The 24,881-nt window shown below is 39.1% G+C and carries 18 protein-coding genes and 1 pseudogene; 4 read left to right on the top strand and 15 right to left on the bottom strand.

Going from position 1 to position 24,881, the window contains the following annotated elements:
* Positions 1 to 372 precede the first annotated feature (372 nt).
* Positions 373 to 1,734, top strand: coding sequence for an RNA polymerase factor sigma-54 (gene rpoN / locus MJY40_RS14980; protein WP_317854983.1), 1,362 nt, complete (start codon positions 373 to 375; stop codon positions 1,732 to 1,734).
* Between the two features lie 241 nt (positions 1,735 to 1,975).
* On the opposite strand, the gene MJY40_RS14985 is transcribed toward rpoN, so the two are convergent.
* From MJY40_RS14985 to MJY40_RS15025, 9 genes and pseudogenes are all read right to left on the bottom strand, one after another.
* The gene (locus tag MJY40_RS14985) at positions 1,976 to 3,400 is read right to left on the bottom strand and encodes a copper amine oxidase N-terminal domain-containing protein (RefSeq protein ID WP_317854984.1); all 1,425 of its coding nucleotides are present in this window, start codon (positions 3,398 to 3,400) and stop codon (positions 1,976 to 1,978) included.
* Between the two features lie 556 nt (positions 3,401 to 3,956).
* Entirely contained in the window at positions 3,957 to 5,513 is a 1,557-nt protein-coding gene (locus tag MJY40_RS14990) for a DUF3794 and LysM peptidoglycan-binding domain-containing protein (protein ID WP_317854985.1), read from the bottom strand.
* Between the two features lie 472 nt (positions 5,514 to 5,985).
* Positions 5,986 to 7,011 (bottom strand): stage II sporulation protein P, encoded by a 1,026-nt coding sequence (locus MJY40_RS14995; protein WP_317854986.1) that lies wholly within the window; start codon positions 7,009 to 7,011, stop codon positions 5,986 to 5,988.
* A 102-nt stretch (positions 7,012 to 7,113) separates the two neighbouring features.
* Positions 7,114 to 7,494, bottom strand: coding sequence for a hypothetical protein (locus tag MJY40_RS15000; RefSeq protein WP_317854987.1), 381 nt, complete (start codon positions 7,492 to 7,494; stop codon positions 7,114 to 7,116).
* A 138-nt stretch (positions 7,495 to 7,632) separates the two neighbouring features.
* The gene (locus MJY40_RS15005; RefSeq protein ID WP_317854988.1) at positions 7,633 to 8,712 is read right to left on the bottom strand and encodes an ABC transporter substrate-binding protein; all 1,080 of its coding nucleotides are present in this window, start codon (positions 8,710 to 8,712) and stop codon (positions 7,633 to 7,635) included.
* Positions 8,709 to 9,509 (bottom strand): ABC transporter permease, encoded by an 801-nt coding sequence (locus MJY40_RS15010; RefSeq protein WP_331488195.1) that lies wholly within the window; start codon positions 9,507 to 9,509, stop codon positions 8,709 to 8,711. Before MJY40_RS15010 ends, MJY40_RS15005 begins: the two co-directional genes overlap by 4 nt.
* Positions 9,506 to 10,339: an ABC transporter permease gene (locus MJY40_RS15015; protein ID WP_317854989.1), complete on the bottom strand. Its 834-nt coding sequence runs from the start codon at positions 10,337 to 10,339 to the stop codon at positions 9,506 to 9,508. Before MJY40_RS15015 ends, MJY40_RS15010 begins: the two co-directional genes overlap by 4 nt.
* 624 nt (positions 10,340 to 10,963) lie before the next feature.
* Positions 10,964 to 11,923: pseudogene (locus tag MJY40_RS15600) on the bottom strand (ABC transporter ATP-binding protein); the annotation flags it as partial.
* A 464-nt stretch (positions 11,924 to 12,387) separates the two neighbouring features.
* Positions 12,388 to 12,921: a helix-turn-helix domain-containing protein gene (locus MJY40_RS15025; protein WP_317854991.1), complete on the bottom strand. Its 534-nt coding sequence runs from the start codon at positions 12,919 to 12,921 to the stop codon at positions 12,388 to 12,390.
* A gap of 694 nt (positions 12,922 to 13,615) precedes the next feature.
* On the opposite strand from MJY40_RS15025, the gene MJY40_RS15030 reads away from it, so the two are divergent.
* Both MJY40_RS15030 and MJY40_RS15035 read left to right on the top strand, forming a co-directional pair.
* Entirely contained in the window at positions 13,616 to 14,800 is a 1,185-nt protein-coding gene (locus MJY40_RS15030) for an aminotransferase-like domain-containing protein (RefSeq protein ID WP_331488196.1), read from the top strand.
* Positions 14,801 to 15,218: 418 nt separating this feature from the next.
* A complete protein-coding gene (locus MJY40_RS15035) occupies positions 15,219 to 16,403 on the top strand; it encodes an aminotransferase-like domain-containing protein (protein ID WP_331488197.1) in 1,185 nt (394 codons plus the stop codon).
* 515 nt (positions 16,404 to 16,918) lie between these two features.
* Here the strand turns inward: MJY40_RS15035 and MJY40_RS15040 are convergent.
* The 6 genes from MJY40_RS15040 to MJY40_RS15065 all read right to left on the bottom strand — a co-directional run bounded on the left by MJY40_RS15040 (position 16,919) and on the right by MJY40_RS15065 (position 21,342).
* Positions 16,919 to 17,332, bottom strand: coding sequence for a flavodoxin domain-containing protein (locus MJY40_RS15040; protein ID WP_317854992.1), 414 nt, complete (start codon positions 17,330 to 17,332; stop codon positions 16,919 to 16,921).
* Between the two features lie 40 nt (positions 17,333 to 17,372).
* Positions 17,373 to 17,921 (bottom strand): DUF3793 family protein, encoded by a 549-nt coding sequence (locus MJY40_RS15045; RefSeq protein WP_317854993.1) that lies wholly within the window; start codon positions 17,919 to 17,921, stop codon positions 17,373 to 17,375.
* Between the two features lie 347 nt (positions 17,922 to 18,268).
* Positions 18,269 to 18,967 carry a queuosine precursor transporter gene (locus MJY40_RS15050; RefSeq protein WP_317854994.1) on the bottom strand — a complete coding sequence of 233 codons (699 nt, stop codon included), beginning with the start codon at positions 18,965 to 18,967 and terminating at the stop codon, positions 18,269 to 18,271.
* Complete coding sequence (locus tag MJY40_RS15055; RefSeq protein WP_317854995.1) at positions 18,957 to 19,691, bottom strand: radical SAM protein; 735 nt, start codon at positions 19,689 to 19,691, stop codon at positions 18,957 to 18,959. Before MJY40_RS15055 ends, MJY40_RS15050 begins: the two co-directional genes overlap by 11 nt.
* 398 nt (positions 19,692 to 20,089) lie before the next feature.
* The gene (locus tag MJY40_RS15060; protein ID WP_317854996.1) at positions 20,090 to 20,578 is read right to left on the bottom strand and encodes a threonine/serine exporter family protein; all 489 of its coding nucleotides are present in this window, start codon (positions 20,576 to 20,578) and stop codon (positions 20,090 to 20,092) included.
* 17 nt (positions 20,579 to 20,595) lie between these two features.
* A complete protein-coding gene (locus MJY40_RS15065; protein ID WP_317854997.1) occupies positions 20,596 to 21,342 on the bottom strand; it encodes a threonine/serine exporter family protein in 747 nt (248 codons plus the stop codon).
* Positions 21,343 to 21,738: 396 nt separating this feature from the next.
* On the opposite strand from MJY40_RS15065, the gene MJY40_RS15070 reads away from it, so the two are divergent.
* Positions 21,739 to 24,801 carry a leucine-rich repeat protein gene (locus MJY40_RS15070; protein ID WP_317854998.1) on the top strand — a complete coding sequence of 1,021 codons (3,063 nt, stop codon included), beginning with the start codon at positions 21,739 to 21,741 and terminating at the stop codon, positions 24,799 to 24,801.
* Positions 24,802 to 24,881 lie beyond the last annotated feature (80 nt).

The following is a 24,881-nucleotide window of genomic DNA, read 5'->3' on the forward strand; positions in this document are numbered from 1 at the left end:
GTTTGTATGCAAAACAATATTACAGTTCTTAGTTTACTATTCTTATCCGCAAAAGTAAAGGGAAATCTGCTTTTTTCTCGAAAAAAAACGTTGAAAAATCTACCAAAAAAGAAAAGCACTACAAGGGTTTCTGTAAATTTGAAAAACAATTGCCCTTCAGGAATAGTACTTTCTTAATATGTAGAAACAGGCACAAAAATCAAAGAAATAGACATATGATGGAAAACCATTTTGCACAAGCAAATCTCACAAAAAACCCATATATAAACTGTTTAATATGCACAAAATTTCCCAGTTACCATTTCCCAATTGTGAAAATTGTGGTATGCTTGTAGCACAACAACGAATGATAAATGAAAGGAGATTGCTGTTATGGAATTATCCCTACAAGTGGAACAAAAGCAAATTCTATCCCAAAGAATGCAGCAATCTGTTGCAATCCTGCAAATGAATACCATTTCCCTTTCAGAATACATACATGAAGTGGCTGAAACAAACCCTCTTTTGGATTTGCAGGAGGATTCTGGTGTTTTGGTAGCAAAAAACGAAAAGGTTTTGGATAAATTGGAGTGGCTTGCAGAATCTGACGAGCAAAATCGCAATTTCTATCACGCAGAACAAGAAGATGCCCAAACCCATGCAGACAATCGGGGTGGCAAACGAGAACGTGCTACCTTAAGGGAATATCTTTCGTTTCAAGTGAATATTTGCAAAGAAGAGGATTGCACCAAACGCATCTTACATTTCTTGGTGGAAAGTGTAGAAGACAGTGGCTATTTGAGTCTGGGTGCTTTGGAAGTTGCAAAGGAGCGTTTCTCCTTGTCTGTGGATGAAGGTGAAAAAATTCTCAAAAAATTACAGTTTATGGATCCCATTGGTGTGGGTTGTAGAACCTTCCAAGAGTGTATCTACATGCAATTGTTGGCAAAAAATGCTTCTGACCTATCTATGGAATTGGTGGTCAACCATTTGGAGGATTTGAGTCGCAATCGCATTGCACAAGTAGCCAAAAAGTGTAAAGTCACTGTAGAAGAAGTGGTTTTGGCATTGGAAGAAATTCGTAGTTGCAATCCAAAGCCTGGAAGTGGTTTTTTGAGCACACAAAAGGTGGAATACATCCTTCCTGATGTGTTGGTGGAACTTGTAAATGGGGAATTGGTGGTTTCTTTGAATTCTGGTGCTGTGCCAAAAATTTCTGTCAGCTCTGGCTATGTAAAACTATTGCGTCAAGGTGTGGAAGCAGAAACAGAAACCTATATTGCAAATAAATTGAAACAAGCGGAATGGGTGATGCAATGCATCCATAGACGTGAAGACACCCTATTGGCTGTTGCAAGCCAAATTGTGACACGCCAAAAAGAATTTTTCCTAACATGCAAAGGGGAATTGCAACCCTTACGTATGATGGATGTTGCAGAGACTTTGGAAATACACGAATCCACTGTCAGTCGTGCAGTGCGTGACAAATATATCCAATGCAATAAGGGTGTATTTCCCATGAGTGCCTTTTTCTCAAAGGCTTTGGGTGGTGAAGGTGAAGAAGCAGTTTCTGCCAATGCCATTCAACAAAAGATCAAAGAAATGATTGGAAATGAGGATAAGAAAAAACCACTCAGTGACCAAAAGATTACAGATGCTTTGATTGCAGAAGGGATTCAAATTTCCAGAAGAACCGTTGCAAAATACCGTGAAGGTATGGGAATTTGTGGTACCTCTGCAAGAAAAAGTCATTGAAAGTAAGATTCTACGGGCACTCACATAGGAGTGCCTCTACAAGACAAAATTAAAATCAATATCGGATTGTAGGGACAGATTCTATATCTGTCCGTTTTTTATTGGCTATAGTCCAACGGGTCGATGAGGGCATCGACCCCTACGTCATCCTATTCAACTACTTTATCTTGCATTTACCCATACAAAAAAGGTGCAACAGTCAGACTGCTACACCTTCATTTTTTATTCCATATTCTGATTCTTATGCTTCTACTGTTTCCACATCATCAGAGCTTGCCAAAATCAAAGTTGCTGTTTTGGTATCGTTATCCCAATCAATGTTTGCAATTCCAAGAGCATTTGCCAAATCACGCACTGGCAAGAAAGTTCTATCATTTGTGATTTCAGGTGCAGAAGACGCTTCCATTTCTTCACCATCCACCAACATCACATCAGCACCAATGGTCATTTCCACCACTTTGCCATCAATTGTGATTTGTACTGTTTTTGTGGTACCATCCCAAACAATGGCATCAGATGCAACACCCAAAGCACTTGCAACTGCACTAACTGGCATCATGGTATAACCAGCATCTGTAATGTATGCAGGTACAGGCAATTCCATTTCTTCACCACTGACCATCATCACATCAGCACCAATGGTAATTGCAATGGTTTTGTTCAAAACAGCGTCAATATCCACTTCCACTGTAGGTTCAACTGTATCACCAACACTCGGAATGCTTGCATCTGTCAAAATAGAACTGTAGGCATTGCCACCACCTAGGTTATCATAAATATCCACTGTCATGGTTGCCACATCACCAACTGTTGCTGTAGTTGCTTCGATTTGGATACCATACACTGTAAATTCGCCAACAGCACCTGGATAGATGATCATTTCATCGCCATCAATGATGATTTGACCCATGGAAGATTTGATGGTTGCTGTACTTTTATCTGCATATTTGATGGTCAATTCTGTGTTGGATTTTGGGAATTCAAAACCTTTGTTCAGGTCAAATGTAAATCTTGCATCAGAAGAATACATATCTTCGAATACAGGTGAAATGGTAACACCATCAAGGGTTGCAATTTCCCCTTCTGCCACATTCACTTTTCCATCAATGGCAAATTCCACACCATTTGCCATGGTTGCACAATAGAGCAAGTCTTTTTCTGAAAAACCATCGGCACTTACAGAAACCGTTGCAGTTTTACCTTTGGAAGTGATATCCATTTGAGATACCAATTGGATTGCAATGATATCGTCTTCTTCCAACATACCTGTCAAAGTGAATTCGTAACCATCATCATCCACATCATCGATGGAAACCGTAACATCTGAACACACGCTACCATCACGATATACAGTAATGTAATTTTTTATAACATTTGCAGTTGCACCAGGCATCAATTCCGCATTGCCAAAGGAAATTTCAACGCTATGGGTTGGATTGGTATTGGAAGATGTATACGCAGCATCTGTTACAGTCATCTGCAACTCTGGTGTATCGCTACCAGAAATACCACCAACCAAGCCAGTTACATTGAAATCAGCACCCATTTTCCAAAGTCCAACTATTTTTGCATCTGCTTCAAATTCAGCACTTGCTGCAAACACCATCATAGGCATTTGTGCCGCCACCAAAGAAAGGGTCAATAAGCCAGCCATTAATTTTTTCATAAGACATCTCCTCCAATTCCACTTCTACCAAAATATAAACAATCATACAAAATGACACGAATTATGCATCTTTATGCTTGATATTATACTCTTTTCATTTCTATGAAACAAGGGTAGAATGTAAAAATTAAGAAAGAATTAACGAAATGTTACAAAACACTTCCAGCATATGGTGATATTCTCATAAAATGGGTTGTTGTATGCCTTTGTTGATGATACGGCAAGCAGCAAGCCACTGCCCTACAATTAATTGTCATTCTGAATACAAGGAAGAAGCTTAAGATTCTTCGACAAGCTCAGGATGACAAAACACAAGCGTTGGTGTCATTCAGACAACCCGTTTGGTTTGTGGCAATTGATAACGGTTGATTCGTGAATCAACCCTACAATGCAACCGTATTTCAGGGTGCGTTATTCCAACCACTATTCACTGCTCTTCTGTCATTCAGAGGAACAATGTGACGAAGAATCTTACTCTTATGGTCGATTCATAAATTTACCCTACAATGTGTCCGTATTTTGGTTTTAACTATTCATTCTTCACTATTCACTGCTCTTATGCCATTTGGTGATTTCGTTGTTTGACAATCAAAATTTTCTGATTGGGTGACAATTCTTTGGTTTCCAATGCATTGATACTGGTGATGCGTTCCATTGTGGTTCCATATTTCTTGGCAACCGACCAAAGGGTATCGCCTGCCTGTGTTTGATAGATGATGGCACCCACACCATCTTCAGTGTGTTCCAAAAGTGGTTTGCAGTCCACATCCACCACAACTTCCACCAGTTCTTCACCACGAAAAACACCTTCCATCAAAATATTGGCTTGGACTTCACCTTCACGCTCTGACAGGCTTTGGATTGCCAAGTTTTCCAATGAACCTCTACATTTTATGGAATCCTGTGGTAAAACACCCTTCAATTCCATCTTTTGTGAAAAAGGAATGCCACGTTCCACAGTACACAATTTGCCATCTTCTGTGCTATGGTAGAGCAATTCCACAAACAAAACACCCTCCATTTCCACGCCATCTTCCACAGCTCTACTTTCTTCCAAGACCAATTCACCAAAGAAGGCTTCCAACTGCATCCAAGGACGTTCCTCTGGTTCCAAATGAATGTTTTCTTTGAGATGGAACTGATTTTTACCCATGCCCACTCGTTTTGGATACACAATGGTTTCCTTTTGCAATGTGGTTTCCATTTGTGGTGCATAGGCATCCAACACCACCATTTCTTCTTGCAAATCCAATGATTGTTGGTTGGTTTTGACTCCTGTGGAAAGGGAAATGCTTCTGGCTTCTCCATTTTCATCCAACATAGGCATAAGCTCCAAATCCACCAAAGACAGTTCTGCATCCACCATGGATTTTACAGTCATATTGCCATCTTCCAAGTATCCTTGAAATGGTGTTTTTTCTACAAAATGATGTACCATACCTTGGTCATCACCATACAAAACACTGGTCATAATGGATGCCCTAAGCATGACTTTACCTTCCAATGGACGTACTTCCTTTTCTACCAAATGTGCATCTGTACGCAACAATTCACCAATGGCTGGCAATGTATTTGGCACTGGAATTTCTTCTTTGATTGTGAACAAGTCCTTTGTTGTGTGATGGTATGTGTCCAGTGTGATGGTTTCTTCCAAAAATGCCAAATCCCCTTCTGTGTCACCAGTGACTGCTTCTACTATATGCATCTCCATCGGTTCTGCCACAAAGGAAACAATGCATTTCACACCCATTTTACGATCGTTGATGATACGACAATCCAAATGCACCACATTGCCTGTAACCACCACTTCCATATCCTTATGCAAGCCTTCTACAAAGATGATATCTTCTATGGGTAGACTGCTTTCCAAGGTGCAAATGCGACCTTCACCACCCTTTGCAATGTACAAAATATGTAATGCCAATTCTCCTGAAACACTCATACGTTCTTCCATAATGCGTTGGTCTGCAATCTGCACATGACCATTGCAACTTAAGACTTCGGCTACATCCATTTTGTTGTCTGAAACAATGATATCACCTTCTAGTAATATTTGTGTGGTTTGTGGCGTACCCAATGCCTTCCAATGTAGTTCTTTTCGATTCCAATTCACCTACAAAACCTCCTTTTTACATTCCTTGTCTATATACTATATAGAGATTCAATCATTTCTATACCAAAAATTACAAAGCTAAAATTCTTCGACAAGCTCAGGATGACAAAACACAAGCGTTGGTGTCATTCAGGCAACCCATTTGGTTTGTGGCAATTGATGAGGGTTGATTCGTGAATCAACCCTACAATGCAACCGTATTTCAGTGTGCGTCATTCCAACCACTACTCACTGCTCTTCTGTCATTCAGAGGAACAGCGTGACGAAGAATCTTAGGCAACCCGCTTGGTTTGTGGCAATTGATGACGGTTGATTCGTGAATCAACCCTACAATGCAACCGTATTTCAGTGTGCGTCATTCCAACCACTACTCACTGCTCTTCTGTCATTCAGAGGAACAGCGTGACGAAGAATCTTAGGCAACCCGCTTGGTTATATATATGAGTACAATGCAACCATATTTCAGGATACGTCATTCCAACAATACTTCTGCCAAAATTTCTGCCAATGGTGCCATTGCTGCTTTCATTTCTGCTTTGGTATTGGTTTGTGCACCCGCTTCGATTAAGATGGATCTTGGCATCATATGTAAGCTGAAACGATAGGGATTTAGGTATATCTTTCGCATGAGACCTGGGTATTTCTCATCTGCTGCCAACTGCATTTGCAAGCTAAAAGCAAGATTTTCCTCCACAAAGGGGTTGTCCAAGCCTTCGATTGCTTCTCCATTCAATCGACACATACCGTCAAACAACATGAGCTTTGCCACCGATTCCCCATCAATTTCTGTCACCAAATGGGTTTCTTCTGCAACACCATCCCTATGCATGTCAATGCAAACTTCAATGGATGGATTTTCTGCCAAAATTTCGTAAATATCAGGCTCCATACGTTCATAAGCACCTGTCACTTGACGCACTCCATGAACCGCATCATACACACCATCATGATGCAACACCCCAATGCCATACTCCTCTTCTAAGATACGTGCCAATTCTTCACCCACTCCATAAATCCCTTCTTCGTAACCCAATTCCATATTGCTATCTACAAAATCCTCATTGATGTGTGTATGAAAGATTAGGATTTTTGGCTCATCCAAGGTTGGTTCAATGGTAAAATCCATAGACAACGCTTTGTCTGCTGCAATATCCGTTTCCAAAAGGTCTGTTCTACTATCAATGGTGTAATAGGTTTGCTTCAAATAGGCAAAATCCTGAATCAATTCCAATACATCTGCTGAAACTTCTGTGGTGCCATTGGTGCCAATTGCGTATTTCTCTTGGAACTCTACATCATCAATACCCAAAACAGCTTTACCTGAAAATGCATCCAATCCAACCACCAATTCACTTGTTTTTTCTATGACACTTCCAATTTGCCTAGGCAATACCTCCGTAAGTAGGTAGCTTGCACCCTGACCTTGTACAATCCAGAAGACAGCACAAAAAAAACCAATTCCGCCTATGATATCCACCAAATGCTTTGTTTTTCTCATGAAAAAACCGCCTCCTTCATACTATGTATATGAAAGAAACGGTTTGATATGTGTGTTTGTAGTTGTTTTGTTTACAAACGGGCGACCACAGGTCGCCCCTACTTATTTATCTTTTTTATTGAGCAATGTCAAGTATTCACCTGTGCAACAACCCAATATAACAGCAGAGCAAGAATAGCTTTCCCATGCAGTTTCTGTGTGTTCCAACACAACACCACTGACTGAAGCATGCAAGATATCTTCACTGACTTCCAAATTATCTGTTGGAAATAGGTTGATGAATTGGCTCATGGTACCACCAAATACGATTTCTCTTGGCAAACTGCCTACACCTTCTTTGCACCATAGGGATACCATTTCCTTTGTGGCAAAATTCGATTCTGTACCGCCAGTTGCAAGGTATTCCGCCAAAGCGTCATTGGAGTTGCCAAGTGCAATCATCATTTGTACATTTGGGTATTGATTTCGTTTTTCCGTAATCATAAAAGCCTCCTGTTTTTGGGATATAGTGGTATTGCGGTCGATTCGTGAATCGCCCCTACAAGTACCACCAAATTTTCGTATACGTTGTAGGGGTGGATTCCATATCCACCCGTTGCAGTTGCCAATTCATACGTTTATTTATTTGGAAGCTTTTACCTTAATCCAAAGTTCCGCCAATTTTTCTTTCAAAACTGGGTTATCCACAAAGATTTCGTCTTGTTCGTAACCAACTCTTGGGATATATGCTTCGTTGCCTTCGTAGTAACCACCTTCACCAGAAAGATCGTCCATAACTTCTTGGTTGGAGGATGTGTAACCTACGTATTCGCTATTGTCATAGGATGCATCGTATGTCAAAACATAGTTGATGAATTCATGGGCAAGCAATGGATTTTCTGCATTTGCTGGAATGACCATAGAGTCTGTCCAAAGGTTTGTGCCTTCTGCTGGCAGGAAGAAGCTCATTTCTTCATTTTCGCTCAAAATATAAGCAGCATCACCGCTATATACAACTGCAATATCTTTGTTGCCATTGATCATACCATCAATTACTTCGTCTGTTACATAAGCTGGGCTCATTGTGGAGTTGAGTTGCAACAACCATTCGTATGCATCTTCAATTTCAGCTTCGTCTTCTGTGTTCATGGAGTAACCCAATGCTTTGAGAGCCATCATAAAGGAATCACGTTCAGAATCATACACATACAATTGACCAGCGTAATCTGTATCCAACAACAAGTTGTAACCCAAGCTTTCCACATCAGCTGGATCTACATTTTCATGGTTGTATACGATACCCACGTTACCCCAGAAATAAGGTACAGAGTATGTGTTATCCACATCAAAATCCAAATCCAAAACGCCATCTGTCAAGTTTTCCATATTTGGAATCAAAGACAAGTCCAATTCTTGCAACATGCCTTCACCCATCATACGTTGGATCATGTAATCAGATGGCACCAAAACGTCATAAGAATCACCAGCTTGTACCTTTGTGTACATCATTTCGTTGGAATCGAAATATTCTACAATCACTTTTACACCAAATTCATCTTCAAAATTGGAGATCAAGTCTTCACCCATATATTCACCCCAGTTATAGAGTTTCAATGTATTGGAACCATATGTTTCCACAGCAGCAGAGCTGGATTCACTGCTACCTCCGCAGCCTGCCAATACCAATGTGGCTACAAAAGCCAATGCAATTACCTTTTTCATATTGTTTTTCTCCTTTTCTTTTCTTTGATTACGGGAATCACATTCACAATGAGCAGCACCGTTGTAATCATTACAATAACAAGAGCACTCAAAGCATTGATGGATGGATTCACCCTTTTGCTCATGGTATAAACCATGATGGATATATTATTGACCCCATTGCCTGTTACAAAGTAAGAAATGACGAAATCGTCAAAAGACATAGTAAAAGCAATCAATGCACCAGAAATGATTCCAGGCATTATTTGGGGAACAATGACTTTGATTAATGCCTGTACAGGCGTTGCACCCAAGTCCAATGCTGCATCTGCAAGATTGGGGTCTAGGGAGCGTAGTTTTGGTGTGACACTCAACATAACATATGGAATACAGAACATAATATGTGCCAAAAGCAAGGTCATAAACCCTTTTTTTACACCCCATGCACTGAAGAACATCAACAAACCAATGGCTGTTACAATTTCTGGGTTGAGAACAGGCAAATTGCTCACTTGTTCCACAACGCCACGCACAACCTTCTTGGATTTGGAAAGTCCAATTGCTGTGACAGTGCCCACAATTGTAGAAACAATGGTTGCCAAAACAGCAATGACTACAGTGTAGAACACAGATTCCATCATAGAAGAGTCAGCGAACATTTTTTCATACCATTGCAAGGAAAATCCTGTGAAATTGGTCAATGAGCGACTTTCGTTGAAGGAAAACAAAATGATATATACAATGGGTGCATAGAAGAAAATTGCGGTGCAAGCCAACAAAATCTTTCCAAACACACCTGTTTTATTCTCATGCATCATACATTCCCCCTATCTTTGTCGGTATCTACTTTTTTGGTGAGATACATGGAGAACATGATGATTACTGCCATTGCCAAGGAAATTGCACTACCAAAGTTCCAGTTGCCTGTGGTCAAGAATTCGGTTTCGATGATATTTCCAATCAAAACAAATTGACCACCACCCAAGAGTTTTGGAATGAAGAAGCAAGAAACTGCTGGCAAGAATACCAAAGTGATACCACTGATGACACCTGGCAAAGAAAGTGGCAATGTGACACGTAAAAACGCTTCCAATCTATTGGCACCCAAATCGCTGGCTGCTTCCAAAAAGCTTTTATCCATCTTTGTCAAAGAAGCATGGATTTGCAAAATCATAAAGGGAATGAAGTTGTACACCATACCCAAAACAACTGCAAAAGAAGTATGAATCATGGTAATGGGTGGAATGCCAAACCAACCCAAGAAGGTATTGATGACACCACCATCTTGCAAAATCCCCATCCAAGCATAGGTACGCACCAACATATTGATCCAAGTTGGAAGGGTAATGAGTAAAATCCAAAACACAGAGCTTTTTTCTCCTTTTTGTGCAATGACATAGGCAATTGGATAGCCCAAAATCACACAAATCACTGTGGTCAACACTGCAATGAACAAGGATCTGCCCAATACACTCATAAATACATCATCGGTAAAGAAACGAGTGAAGTTCGCCAATGTAAATTGAATGGTTGCCACATCATTTCCTTTGTTTGTGAAGGCATAGAGCAAAATCATGAGCATTGGCACCACAATCAAAACAAATGCCCAAATCATATAAGGATATGCCATACTACGAAATTGTTTCATTCTGACAACACCTCCTTAATTTGATTTTGTCATGATGTGAATGTCCTCTGGTTGGAAGGAAAGTCCCACTTCTTCTCCCACTGGATGGAAGTCTGTGGTATCAATTTTGTATTGATAGCCTTCTGTTGCAAAGGTTACATCATAGACACCCGGTGTTACGTTTTCAGGGTCGAAATCGTATTTTACAGTTGTGATTTCTACAGATGTTTCGTCCTCCAAGCTCCAAGCAGAAGCATTTGCCCAAGTTTTGAGGTCAGTTTCCAAAGCAATGGATTCCAAGATTTCATCTGGACGTTTGAAGAAGTTTACTGCAAAGATTTCTTCTTGGTATTCGCTATTCACAACACGATTTTCGTCTTTTACAATCATATTCACAGTAATGGAAGTGCCTGCTTGTGTAGAGAAAGTAACAGGATACTTTCCATTTGCCTTTTCAATTTCATATTTCACTTCTTTGATGGAGATAAATTCATCTGCTTCTGGGTTCCAAGCCTGTGCATCTGCACGTGAGATGATGGTGGACTCATCCAATTCATCAATATCGGCAATGTCCAAATAGAAGTCATTGGCTGAAATTTTTTCATTAACACTTTCATTGTGTACTGCATTGTCTTTCAACACCATCATTTTGACAGTGATGGAGGTTCCCACACGTGTTTCCACAACTGTTTCATAGTGAACACCTTTGAACAACACAGATTTGACGATACCCTTGAGTTTACCTTCTGCTCGAGGTACAATATCCAAATCTTCTGGTCTGATGACCACATCCACTTTTTCATTGGATTCAAAGCCAGTATCCACACATTGGAATTTTTTGTCTTCAAACATAACAGAATAATCTTCCAACATCACGCCATCAATGATATTACTTTCACCAATGAAGTTTGCCACATATTCATTGACTGGTTCGTTATAGATATCTGTTGGAGAGCCAATTTGTTGGATTTCGCCATCTTTCATAACCACGATTTTATCACTCATGGTAAGGGCTTCTTCTTGGTCATGGGTTACATAGATAAAGGTGATCCCCACTTCTTGTTGGATTTTTTTCAATTCTTGTTGCATTTCTTTTCTCAGTTTCAAGTCCAAAGCGCCAAGGGGTTCGTCCAACAAAAGCACATTGGGTTCGTTGACCAAAGCACGTGCAATGGCAACACGTTGTTGTTGACCACCGCTCATTGCAGTGACGTTACGGTCTGCGTATTCTTCCAAGTTCACCAATTTCAGCATACGTTTTACTTTTTGTTCTATGATATCCTTTGGTTCTTTTTTGATTTTCAGACCAAAAGCGATGTTATTGTACACGTTCATATGAGGGAACAGTGCGTATTTTTGGAATACGGTATTGATTTCACGTTTGTAAGGTGGCATATCAGAAATTTCCACGCCATCGAACAAAACGCTACCTTCGTTTTGACGTAAAAAACCACCCAAAATACGGAGCAATGTGGTTTTACCACAACCACTAGGACCCAAAAGGGTTACAAATTCGTTTTCGTAGATATCCAAGTTGATGCCCTTTAAAACAAGTTTGCCATCGAAGTCTTTGACGATGTTTTTGAATTGAATCAGTTTTTTCACGTTATGCCTCCTTAAAGATAAGACCAAGATCAAAAGATTAAGACCGTGGGCTTTGCCCACACCCACCAACCTTTGAAAAGGTTGGATCTAAACTTTATTGGCGAAAACTACGTTTCCGCTATGGGGTATATTTTTATTTCATGATAATTCATGGTTATTGCGGTCGATTCGTGAATCGCCCCTACATTACAATACTCTTATGTATATTGTAGGGGATGGGTTCCCCATCTCGTTTGATTTGTTTGTATTTCCAATAACACCAAGTTTCCGTTGGTATTGTAGGGGATGGCGTCCCCGACATCCCGTTTGGTTGGTGATTCCTATTGCCAATGTCCCAAATTTCCATTGTAGGGAAGGGTCTTGACCCTTCCGTCTGGTTGGTTGCGGAACAGTCAAGACTGTTCCCTACAATTACAACATACGATTCTATCAAAGCCATTCACCATTCACCATTAGTCATTAGCCTAAAACAGCGGTGGTGTAGAAACCCAAAGTACCTTTGCTATTGTTTTCTTTTCATTTTTCATATAATGTCCAGTTTTACCCATCAAATAGAAGGTTTCGCCTTTATGCACCACATAGCTATCTTCACCTGTCACCAAAACAATGCTACCTTCCAGCACATAGCCAAATTCTTCACCACTATGGGGGTCCATTTGGAAGGATTCACCACCTTGTGGCAATTCAATCATAATCGGTTCCATTTCGTTTTTCTGTGTGTTTGGTACAATCCAATGCAAGGTATAGTTATCTCTTTCGTCTACGAAAAAGTCTTTTTTACGAAACACCAGCTGTTCTTTTTTGTCTTCTTTGAAAAATTCTGCCAAAGAAGTGCCAAGTGCTTCAATGATATCTTCCAAGGTTGCAATGGAAGGTGATGTCAAATTACGCTCTAATTGTGATAAGAAACCTTTTGTCAACTCACTTCTACTTGCCAATTCTTCCAATGTAAGACCTTTTTGTATACGCAGCTGCTTTATCTTATATCCAATATCCAAAGCGTCCCTTCCTTTCTAAGATTTGATGTCTGAAGTTTTATATAACTAAACTTTTCTATTATGTTTACTAAACTCAGATTATTATACACAATCCACCCAAAAAATCAATAGGAAATAAACAAAAAATTCGATATATCAAACTTTTCTACATTTTGTTGCAAAATTTCATTGTTTTTTCTTATTTTTTTATTCATCTATTCCGAAACTTTTCACAATCCCTTTACATTGTTGATTTCATCAGCTTTTTGGCAAGTTCTACCCCTTGGAAAACCGCTATATTTCTATGGAATTGTTTGAGGGTAGCATACTTTGTGTTTTGCAATAGAAAACTTTTCACTTGATATTTCTTTGCAAAATGTCACGAATGATTTCCTACATTTTTTCTAGTGTTTTTTTGAAAGATACATTTGGTTTTTTGATGATTTGCGGAACAGTCAAGACTGTTCCCTACAGTACAATGGTATTGTGTTCGTGGTATAGGGAAAGCCACCTATAAAAGTGCACGAAAGAATCAAAGAAAAACCCTTTTTGTACGCCACATGTGCTATATTGTTTCTATATGGTGAACAAATCGCTGAAAAACCATTGACATTCACCTGCATTTGTGGCTTAATGTGAACAAGTATTTTTTTCAATACACAAAAGAAACAGACATATATATGTAGATTTACAACATGAAAGGGGATTTTTGATTATGGTACGTTATGCAAAAAGATTTGAACAATTGACAAGCACTGACATTGCGGATTTGTTGGCTCTCATTGCCAAACCAGATATTATTTCCTTTGCTGGTGGTTTGCCTGCAAAAGAATTGTTCCCTGTGGAAGATTTGAAACAAGCTGGTATTGCTGTTATGGATGAAATGGGTGTTGCTGCATGCCAATATGGTTCCACAGACGGTGTACTTCCATTGCGTGAAAAAATTGCTGCTCGTATGAAAGCAAAAAACAACATTGACACCACAGCAGAAAACATCTTAATCACAAGTGGTTCTCAACAAGGACTCGACTTTGCTGCTCGTGTATTCATTGATGAAGGTGATGTGATTTTGGTGGAAAGTCCTACATACTTAGGCGCCATCAATGCCTTCAAAGCATGTGAACCAAAATTCATTGAAGTGCCTACCGATGATGATGGTATGATTCCAGAAGAATTGGAAAAAATCCTTGCTACCACAGAAAACATCAAAATGATTTATGTTATCCCTGATTTCCAAAATCCAACTGGAAGAACTTGGTCTTTGGAAAGACGTCACGCATTTATGAAATTGGTCAATGAATATGAAATTCCTGTTATGGAAGACAACCCATATGGTGAATTGCGTTTTGAAAATGAAAATATGCCTGCTCTCAAATCCTTGGATACCAAAGGTTTGGTTGCATTCCTTGGTACTTTCTCCAAAATTATGGTACCTGGCTTCCGTTTGGGTTGGGTTTGTGCAGACAAAGAAATGTTGGATCGTTTCAACACCATCAAACAAGGTGCTGACTTGCAAACCGCTTCTTTGACACAACTCCAAGCAGATAAATTTATGGATATGTATGACTTGGATGCACATGTTGCCAAAATCCAAGAAGTGTATAAACACAGACGTGACGTGATGCTTGCTGCAATGAAAGAATATTTCCCTGAAGAAGTGAAATTTACATATCCTGATGGTGGTTTGTTCACATGGGTGGAACTTCCAGACTACATCAGCTCCAGAGAAATGGCGCCACAATGTATTGCAAAGAAAGTGGCATATGTTCCTGGTGCTAGCTTCTTCCCTAATGGTGGCAAAGACAACTGCTTCCGTATGAACTATTCTTGTATGCCAGATGATAAAATCATTGAAGGTGTCAAAGCATTGGGTGAAGTCATCAAAGCAAATTTGAAGTAATGTTTGTCACAAATGAAAGATATACAAGCTTTCATATCTTGTAGGGTACGCATTGTATGCGTGCCGAGATTAGAATGCATGCAATGCATTCCCTACGCAATTGAGACACATATGTCCACAAGCAACCAGCCAGAATGTACTGAATAAAATGTAGGTATTACCCTATGTGGTCACCCGTTTCATATTTGCAATAAGAAGAATTAAAATCATAATTTGTGAAAATTTTCAGCATTGTTTATGCAAAAATACACTGTATATTTTTACGGTGTATTTTTTTATACACATGCCCTAAAAAGAACATGGATATCTTCCTAATAATTGACTTTTTGCATAAACTATGTTTCAATAGAGTCATATAGGATTGTTAGAAAAATCCATTACAACAACCGAAAGTATGATACATAAGGAGGAAACAATTATGGTAAAATACGCAGAACGTATGAATCTTCTTACAGGTTCCGAAATCAGAGAATTGTTGAAATTGACAGCACAACCAGAAATCATTTCTTTTGCTGGTGGTTTGCCTGCACCAGAACTTTTCCCTGTGGAGGGTATGAAAGCAGCAGCAATTAAAGTTATGGATGAAATGGGTCGTACAGCAATGCAATATTCCACAACAGAAGGTGTTCCTGCTTTGCGTGAAAAAATTGCAGAACGTATGAAAGCAAAAAATAACATTGATACAGATGCAGAACACATTTTGATTACAAGTGGTTCCCAACAAGGTTTGGATTTTGCTGCTCGTGTATTCTTGGACAAAGATGATGTTGTTTTGATGGAAAGCCCATCTTACTTGGGTGCTATCAACGCTTTCAAAGCTTGTGAACCTAAATTCATTGAAATCCCAACAGATGGCAATGGTATGATTATGGAAGAATTGGAAAAAGTTCTTGCTACTACAGACCGTGTCAAAATGATTTATGTAATTCCTGATTTCCAAAATCCATCTGGTAGAACATGGACAATGGAAAGACGTAACGCATTCATGGAAATCATCAACAAATATGAAATCCCTGTTATTGAAGACAATCCATATGGTGAATTGCGTTTTGAAAACGAAAACATGCCTTCTTTGAAATCCATGGATACAAAAGGTTTGGTTGTATTCCTTGGTACTTTCTCCAAAATTTTGGCTCCTGGCTATCGTTTGGGTTGGACATGTGCTTCCACAGAAATTCTTGAAAAATTCAATTTTATGAAACAATCTTCTGACTTGCAAGCCTCCACCATTTCCCAATTGGAAACCAATGCTTTCTTGGATATGTATAGCTTGGATGATCACGTGGAATTGATCAAAGAAGTTTATGGCAAAAGAAGAAAATGTATGTTGGATGCAATGGCAGAATACTTCCCAGCTGAATGTACATGGACTATCCCTGATGGTGGTTTGTTCACATGGGTTGTGCTTCCTAAATACATTGATGCAAAAGAAATGGCTTTGCAATGTATCGCTAAAAATGTTGCTTATGTTCCAGGTGGTAGCTTCTTCCCTAATGGTGGAAATGACAATACATTCCGTATGAACTACTCCTGTATGCCTGAAGAAAAAATTGTTGAAGGTATCAAACGTATTGGTGAAGTCATCAAAGCAAACTTGAAATAAGAATTGAAATAAAAATGAAATAGATTTATGAGAAAGGGGACTTCGGTCTCCTTTTTTTGTGGAAATGAACGGGATGGGAAACCCATCCCCTACAAGATTATATGCATCAGCATGGTTCGTTGTAGGGTTGATTCACGAATCAACCGCAATACCCATTACCAAACGTGGATATTTGTATTGCTGCTGAATAGTCGCCCCTACAAAACCATGCACACCAGTATAGTTTGTTGTAGGGTTGATTCACGAATCAACCGCAATACCCATTACCAAACGTGGATATTTGTATTGCTGCTGAATAGTCGCCCCTACAAAACCATACACATCAGTATAGTTTGTTGTAGGGTTGATTCACGAATCAACCGCAATATACATACAAAAAATCCCTACATTTGGCAAGTATTGTAGGGATTTTCGTGGCTATTTTGTTTCTATTATTTTGTATTTCCTTTGCTTTTGAAAGAGGGTTTAAAAACAAAGGCATTGATTGCTTTTTGATTTATGTCGCTTATTGTTTCTTATGCGAGTGCTTTACCCAAGTCATTCAATTCTGCAATTACAGTTGCATCTGGTGCTTCTTGGCAAATTGGTGTAGCCAAAACATTGAAGTTATCCGCTTCATCTGCCCAGTTACGCATCCATTCGCCATCACCCCAACCATAGGAGCCAAACAACACAAGTTTTTTACCATTCAAGAGACCTTTTACGTCATCCCACATTGGTTGGAATTCAGATTCTTCCAAAACTTCAGCACCCATAGAAGGACAACCGAAAGCGATGGAACCAAATTCTTTTACGATATCTTTTGTTACTTCAGAAGCAGAGAACATGGAAACTTCTGCGCCTGCACCTTTTGCACCATCAGCAATTGCGTTTGCCATTGCTTCTGTATTACCTGTACCACTCCAATAAATTACTGCTACTTTACTCATATTCCTTTACTCCTTTTCCAATTCGCTTTTTCGAGTGTCATCAACAAGCCACTGTAAGCCTTGTGATATCAAAACCTTGTTGCAATTTCTTTTCATAAACGGCTGTGCATTTTTTGTACTTTTCAAAAATCATACGTGCATAGTCTTCGTTGGAGTAGGCTTTCCAACATCCCACGTAACACGCTTTGTTTTCTGTATCTGCAATAAATGCTTTGATATCCTCCAATGGATATCCCAATAAAACGCCGATTTCATGTGGAAATTCTGTTTTTTCAAAATGTGTTGTGATGGTTTTTAGGACACTTTCCAAATCAAAATTTTTGTACCCACATGAACATAAGAAACTTTGTATTTCCTTCTTTGCCAACACCTGTACCAATTGTTTCAATCGATACACATAGACGAGAGCAAAATTTGGACAAATTTTTAGAACTGTGAAGTATAGACCCTTTTCATTGAGCAATTTGTTCTTCTCTGCAACATCTGCATACAATTCTTCTTTTGTTTGATATTTGATGGAGAACAAACTCCCTACTTTCATTCCTGCAAGGGTTGGTGCACAATAACGTACTACTGTTTGATGGGACATACTTTCACCTTCTTTCGTAGACAACTTCGTTGTTAGTTACAACTAACCAAGCGTCTAAAATAAGTACCAAAAGCAATGATTTCACTTTGGCACTGTTTTGTTTTGATTTATGTTAGTCTTTGCTAACTGTTTGTAGTTTATCGCATATTCTGGTAATTGTCAAGTGGTTTTTTGAAAAAATATTGGTTCTTTTTTGCAGATGTATTTATCTTCTTTTCATAGTGAAAAATCCCACAACAGCAGATGTGCTGTTGCAGGTTTCAGGTGTTGCGTTCTATTTCTGTCATGCTTGTAGGGGCTGCCCTATGTGGCTGCCCGTAAAATGACAAAAAATCCTTCACTTCACATCAAATTTCTTTTGGTACTGTCATTTTTCTTGCCAAATAAACCATTGGTGTATCTGCAAGACTTGTGACAATGTAAATCACATAGGATGAGAACATAATCGCCATCAATGTTTCCATATCATACACACCGAAAAATGCACCGAGTGTAAATAAGAAGGTATTCAACAATTGGGATACCAGTGTAGAGCCATTGTTACGCATCCAAAGTCCTTGTTTGGTGTTGCCAAATTTCTTGGCTGTTTTCTCCCAAATAAAATGATAAAACCATACATCAAATGCCTGTGCAATTCCATATACCCCAATTCCCACCAACATCAAACGTGGTGTATTGGAAAATACTGATGCAACTGCTGGCATTGCCCAATCGTTTCCATTTGGTGTGTACAAGAACCAAGATTGGGATATGAGTACAAATGTAATGCTGGTCATAATCCCCAATTTGACTGCTCTATTTGCAAATTGTCTACCTTCCAATTCAGACATAATATCTGTCACCAAAAATGTAGATGCAAACAAGATATTGCCAAGGGTTTGTTCCATACCAAAGGCATCCACCAAAATCAACACCTCAATATTGGCTGCAATGGTTGCCAAAACTGTCCAAGCATATAAGCCAGTTCTTCCTAAAATTTTATAAAATGCCAATACCCCAAAGTAAATGGCAAATAGTGATGTCACCAAGATGATTTCATTTTGCATTTGTCGTAACTCCTCCCACACCAAAAGCGGTGTTCTCTAGTAAAATATCCACTCTAACATTGTCTTTGTATTTTGGGTATACCTCTTTGACAAAGGCTTCTATGACACGTGGGTCTGGTTTGATGGGTTTGCCATTTTCTTGCATGATGTTTACACACACACGATCAAAATGTTCCAGTCCTGTTTCAATATCACGGGTCATGGTTTGGGCTGTTTGTCCAGGAATCCCTTGCAACAAACAACATTCATCAAAATACGCAGCAATTTCTGCTGGCACATCTGTATCAATCCCCTTCATCAAATAGCTTTCACGAAAGAGTGCATCAAAGGTTTCTACACCAATTTTGATTTTGACACGAATCCCCAAGTCTGCAAATCTCTTGCGTAGAAGTGCCACCGCTTCTTTGTGCATCCAATGACATTCAAAATGCACTTCTGCAATCTTCTTTTCTACACAAACTTCCACAATACGATTCATGGTGGTTTCTGACAAATCCACAAAGCTACCAGAGTTGATGACTTCCAACTTGGAATAGATGCCTGTGATTTTTCCAATCTCCACTGCATTCAACGCATCATTTTCCTCTTGGTTTGTGGAGCTGTCTAGGTGGTAATCGCAAAAGCGACATTTACGCCATCTACACCCATTTCCACGAATCAAAACGATTTCACGTTTGTTCTTTTCTGTAATCACCGAATATCGGTTTTCAATTTCATTATCCATATGTTCCTCCAAAATAAAAAAAGCGTACAGTGTGTACGCCATCGAAATCCAAGTCAAAAAACACAGGCATACAATACACCTATGCGTATTCTATTCCTATGAATTGTGTCCTAGTTTTGTTTTATAGGGAATCTCGAATTGCTCTGGTGCTCAGATTGTTGAGAAAATTTTTTTGCCATAATACACTAAAATTTGAGTCGATATTGGAAATATCGTCGAGGATTTTTGTGAAGGATGGCAGAAACAATTAATCAAAAAGATGAGTGCTATAGTTTTTCGAGGTTGCCTAAAGACAGGATGGTTACGAACTGTCTTATGTAATTTTTGTGCTTTCAAAGTATACTATAGGGCTTTGGAAAATGCAAGATTTTTTTGAAACCCCATAGAAAATACTGATTTTATTGTTTCTTTGCTGATGATTTTTTACGATAGCCAAATTTTCTGGTTCTTCTTGGAATCACTTCAAATACACCATATGGAAGTGCCAAAATCATAATGGAACCAATGCCAATACCACCAGCATATTTCACCACATCCAACAAATAGGAATATGTTTCAATGATATGACCTTGGACTGCTGCTTGCATGGTGTTGTAAATTGCAGTTCCTGGCACCAATGGCATAATCCCCGCAATGTGATACAAGGTTGCTGGCACCTGTCTATGGAAAGAAGCAAATCTTGCAAAAATGGTGATGCACATGGCTGCAATGGCTGTGGAAACAGTAATGGAAAATCCAAATTCTTGGATGCAAATGCTATAGGCAAACCATGACAAAAAACCGTTGATGCCACAGAAAATCAATTCATGTCTAGGTGCATTGAAAATAATGGAAAAGGACACGCAAGCAAAAATACAAACGAAACTATGGTATAAAATGGTACTCATATAAACTTCCTCCAATCTCAACCCAAAATAGACAATCCAAAAGCAACACCACAGGCAATGGAAGCTGCAATCAAACAAGCTTCTGCCAACTTGGAAGTACCACTGATGAAATTACTTTCCATAATATCACGTACACTATTGGATATGGTCACACCAGGAAGCATAGGTGTAATGCTACCGATGATCACCAAATCAATTTGCAAAGGCAACCACAATGCAAACAAAGAAGTCCCTAGCGCTGCAATAAATCCACCAAACAATGGTGTGAAGCAATAGGGGATGTTTTTCTCTCTTGCAAGCCACAACAAAAAGCCAATGAAGAAGCTCAATGCAAAGGAAATCAAACCATCCAACCAAACACCACCCAAAACCAAACAGAAGGAAGCACCTGCAATGCCATAGCAAAGGGTTGTCAACCTTGGGTCAAAACTGGGTAAATTTTTCACTTCTGCAATGACAATGGCTGCATCATCCAATGTGATTTCACCAGAAACAAAGGCTCTGGACAAGTCATTTGCAAAACAGATTTTTTCAAAATTGGTGCTACGTTTGCGAATCCCACGGGAAAGGGTCAAAGAACCTTTTTCTTTGCTGGGGATGCTGACAATGAGCATTGTATTCAACGCTTGCGCTTCTACGCCTTCTGAGTGACTGGTTGCCAAAATCCTGCGCATGGTATCCTCCACACGATGGGTTTCTGCACCACCAGAAAGCATTGCTTCGCCTGTGTCCAAGGCAAGTTTCAATAATTTATTATCATCCATAAGGAAAATCCTTTCTGTTATTATACGAATCATTTTGTGTTGTATCTATTGTATGCGTTTTGTGTGAAAAGGGAAAGTCTTTTTTTGTGAAAATGTAGTACGTTTTTCTTAAGATTATGACAAAATGAGGAAATCACCACCTGAAGTGTGTCCAATATGAAACATCAAATGCTTCATTCCTTAGAAACACCAGAATTTGCATCTTTCGCATACAAAAACCCCATCTTTTATAATTTTCTATGAATGCAAACCATACAGTTGTAAAACCACAATAGAATTGTTGAAATTACATAAAATAACTTGACTACCCCCCCTATTTTTGTATATAATTACAAAAATGATATTTTTATTTGTGTTGGGCTAACATAGTGGGCATCTACAAAAGGAGGAATGTATATGAAATGGAAAAAGGGACGTATTTTGGCAAGTTTCTTGACACTTGCTATGGTATTGCAAATGGTACCAGCCATTGCATTTGGTGCAGAAGATGTATCTGAACATCAAATGCCAGAAAGACCTGCAATGGAAGAAATGAAAATGGAACCACCTGAAGGTTTGGAACATGCTGATGCACCTGAACCACCTGAAGGTTTGGAACATCCAGAAGGTATGGAACATCCAGCACCAAGGGAATTGCCAGAAGAAGTGGTGGCAGAAGAAAACATAGAGTTGTTGGAATCTGTTGCAGAAATCCAAGATGAAATTGCAATGTTTGGCTATACAGAAGCAGGAGAATTGACTGGTTTTACCACCGAATATCTTGCAGCACATGTTGGTGAAGAACTTAACATTGTGATTCCAGCAGAAATTGATGGTATCCCAATCACCTCCATTGGTTATGAAGCATTTGATGCAAGCGAATCCAAATATGATGGTGTTACCCTTGTATCCGTTGATTTTTCAAGTGCAACCAATTTGAAAACCATTGGCTATCAAGCATTCACACAATCTGACATTGCTGGAGAATTGATTTTGCCAAATAGTTTGGAAAGTGCTGGTCAATTTGCATTTTCTGGCTGTACAGAGCTAACCAGTGTTCAGTTGGGTAGTGGTTTGCAAGCAATTTCCAACCAAATGTTCCAAAGCTGTACTGGAATTGAAACCATTATTTTTGATGATAACAACAATGTTACAAAAATTGGCAATGATGGTCTTAGAGGTTGTAGTTCTTTGACAGGAATTGTGTTGCCAGAAGAAATTGTTGCAATTGAAAAAGAAGCACTTTATGGTTGCGATGATTTAGATTGGATTTATTTTGAAAACGCATATTTCCAACCCATCAGTATTGACAATACCACAGGTGAAGAATCAAATTTGACTTTTATCAATTTATCCACCCATGCAGGCTTGCATATCATTGCAAAGGATGAAGCGGCAGCAGCTGAATTGAAAAAAGACAGTAAATTATATAGTGCTTCCGACTATATCACATATCCAGTGACCGTTACATTTGACGGTTTGGATGCATCTTATGATAGAGAAGTATTGTTTGACTTCCCACTCAACTATGAAAAAGTAGATGGCGAAATTTATGACACATGGCAAGTGGATGCATCCTATGTTTTGCCAGATGCAGTAACAGGTAGCACAGGCTGGAGCTTCGATGCAAGTGCCGTTGTCATCATAACAGCAGACGCAGATGTAGTTGGCACAACTTTGTATAGCATTGTTGCAATTCCTGTTTTGAGTGTTACAACAACTGGAAATATTACAGAAACCTATACAGGTGAAAGTTTCCGTTATGAATTGACACCAAGTTTGTCTGATGGAATTGAATTGGTTCCTTATGGCGAAGTGGGCTATTCTGTAAAATATGTTTGGTTGAATTATTATTATGGTTATAGTTATGATTTGGGGAGTTGGGTATTTAGTTTAACAGATTTGTACTCTGGTTTTGTATATGAAAATGATGAATATGACCTTCCAGAATACCAAACAGAAACCAACTATTTCGAGTTTACAGACGTAAATGAAAGCTATAGAATTGCTTGTGGCACACATGGTTTGTATATGCCATTGGTATATTTGTATTACAATGATGGCGAAACCATTGAAGTAATTGATTTCAAACAATTGTATTTGTATGTCACCATCAGTCAAGCAACACCAGAAATTACATGCAATGTAGCTGGTGTAACATATGCAAGTCTTGTAGATTTTGTAAGTGCCAACACAGAAGGTGAATTTGTATTTACAGATGCATCAAGTGCAGAAACAGATATCGTGGCAGATGGCACCAATACATACAGCTACACCTTTACACCTACTGATACCGATAACTATACTACAACATCAGGAACCATTACAATCACAGGTAAATTGGCACAAACAGAATTGACTTTCACAAATGAAAGCAGTGCGTTTGTGGGCAATGATTTGGTGATTGGTGCAATAGCTGGTGAAGAAGTAGAAGGCAATATCACATATACAGTGACAATGGAACCAGAAGGTTGTGCAACTTGGGACCCAACAACTATGACATTGACATCTATATCTGCTGGTGTTGTAACGGTAACTGCAACCAAATTGGGTGATGGTACTTACAACGATGTAGTGGCTACAATGGAAATCACCATTTCCAAAAAATCTTCCTCCACAACTTCCTACTACATCAAAGCAACAGCAACAGGCAACGGTACTGTATCCCCTGAAGATGAAGATGCATCCCCTGATTCCATGTACAAAGTGGATAAAGGCAGTGATATGACATTTGAATTTGATGCTGATTCTGGTTACGAAGTGTCTGATGTCATTGTAAATGGTAGCAGTGTTGGTGCTTGTGATGAATACGAATTTGAAGATATCATCATCACCATGCAAACCTTAGAAGTTATCTTTGCAAAGGCTTCTGATGACGATGCTGACGATGCTGATAACAGCGAAGATGATGACAGCGATGATGACGTAACAGAAAGCGATTTGCCATTTAAAGATGTGGATGTAGATGATGCACATTACGATGGCATTCAATATGTTTACGAAAATGGCATTATGGCAGGTGTTTCTGAAGATGAATTTGGAGCAGACTGGTCCATCACACGTGGTATGATTGCAGCAATTTTGTATCGTATGAATGGCAGCGAACCTATGGATGTAGAATTGTTGTTTACAGACGTTGCAGATGATGCATACTACGCTGAAGCTGTTCGTTGGGGCAAAGAAACAGAAGTTGTAGCTGGTTTCAGCGCAACAGAATTTGCACCAAACAAAGACATTACAAATGAACAATTTGCAGCATTCTTGTATCGCTATGCAACCTTCTTAGGTCTGGATATGACAGTAACAGGCGATTTGAGTGCTTATGCAGATGCAAGCAATATTTCAGCATATGCTTACAATGCAATGCTTTGGGCAGTGGAAAATGATATTCTTGGCGATGATGATTTGTTACAACCAAGAGAAACTGCAAAACGTGGCGTTGTTGCAACTGCTTTGATGCTCTTTATGGAAATGATGTAATAAAATTATGAGGGTGGCTTCGGCTGCCCTTATTTTTATACTTTACATTTACAATTTTTAGGTGTATACTACCTGTAATT

The sequence above is a fragment of the Chakrabartyella piscis genome (assembly GCA_030067835.1).
In the GTDB taxonomy this organism is placed as follows: Bacteria; Bacillota; Clostridia; order Lachnospirales; family Anaerotignaceae; genus Chakrabartyella; species Chakrabartyella piscis.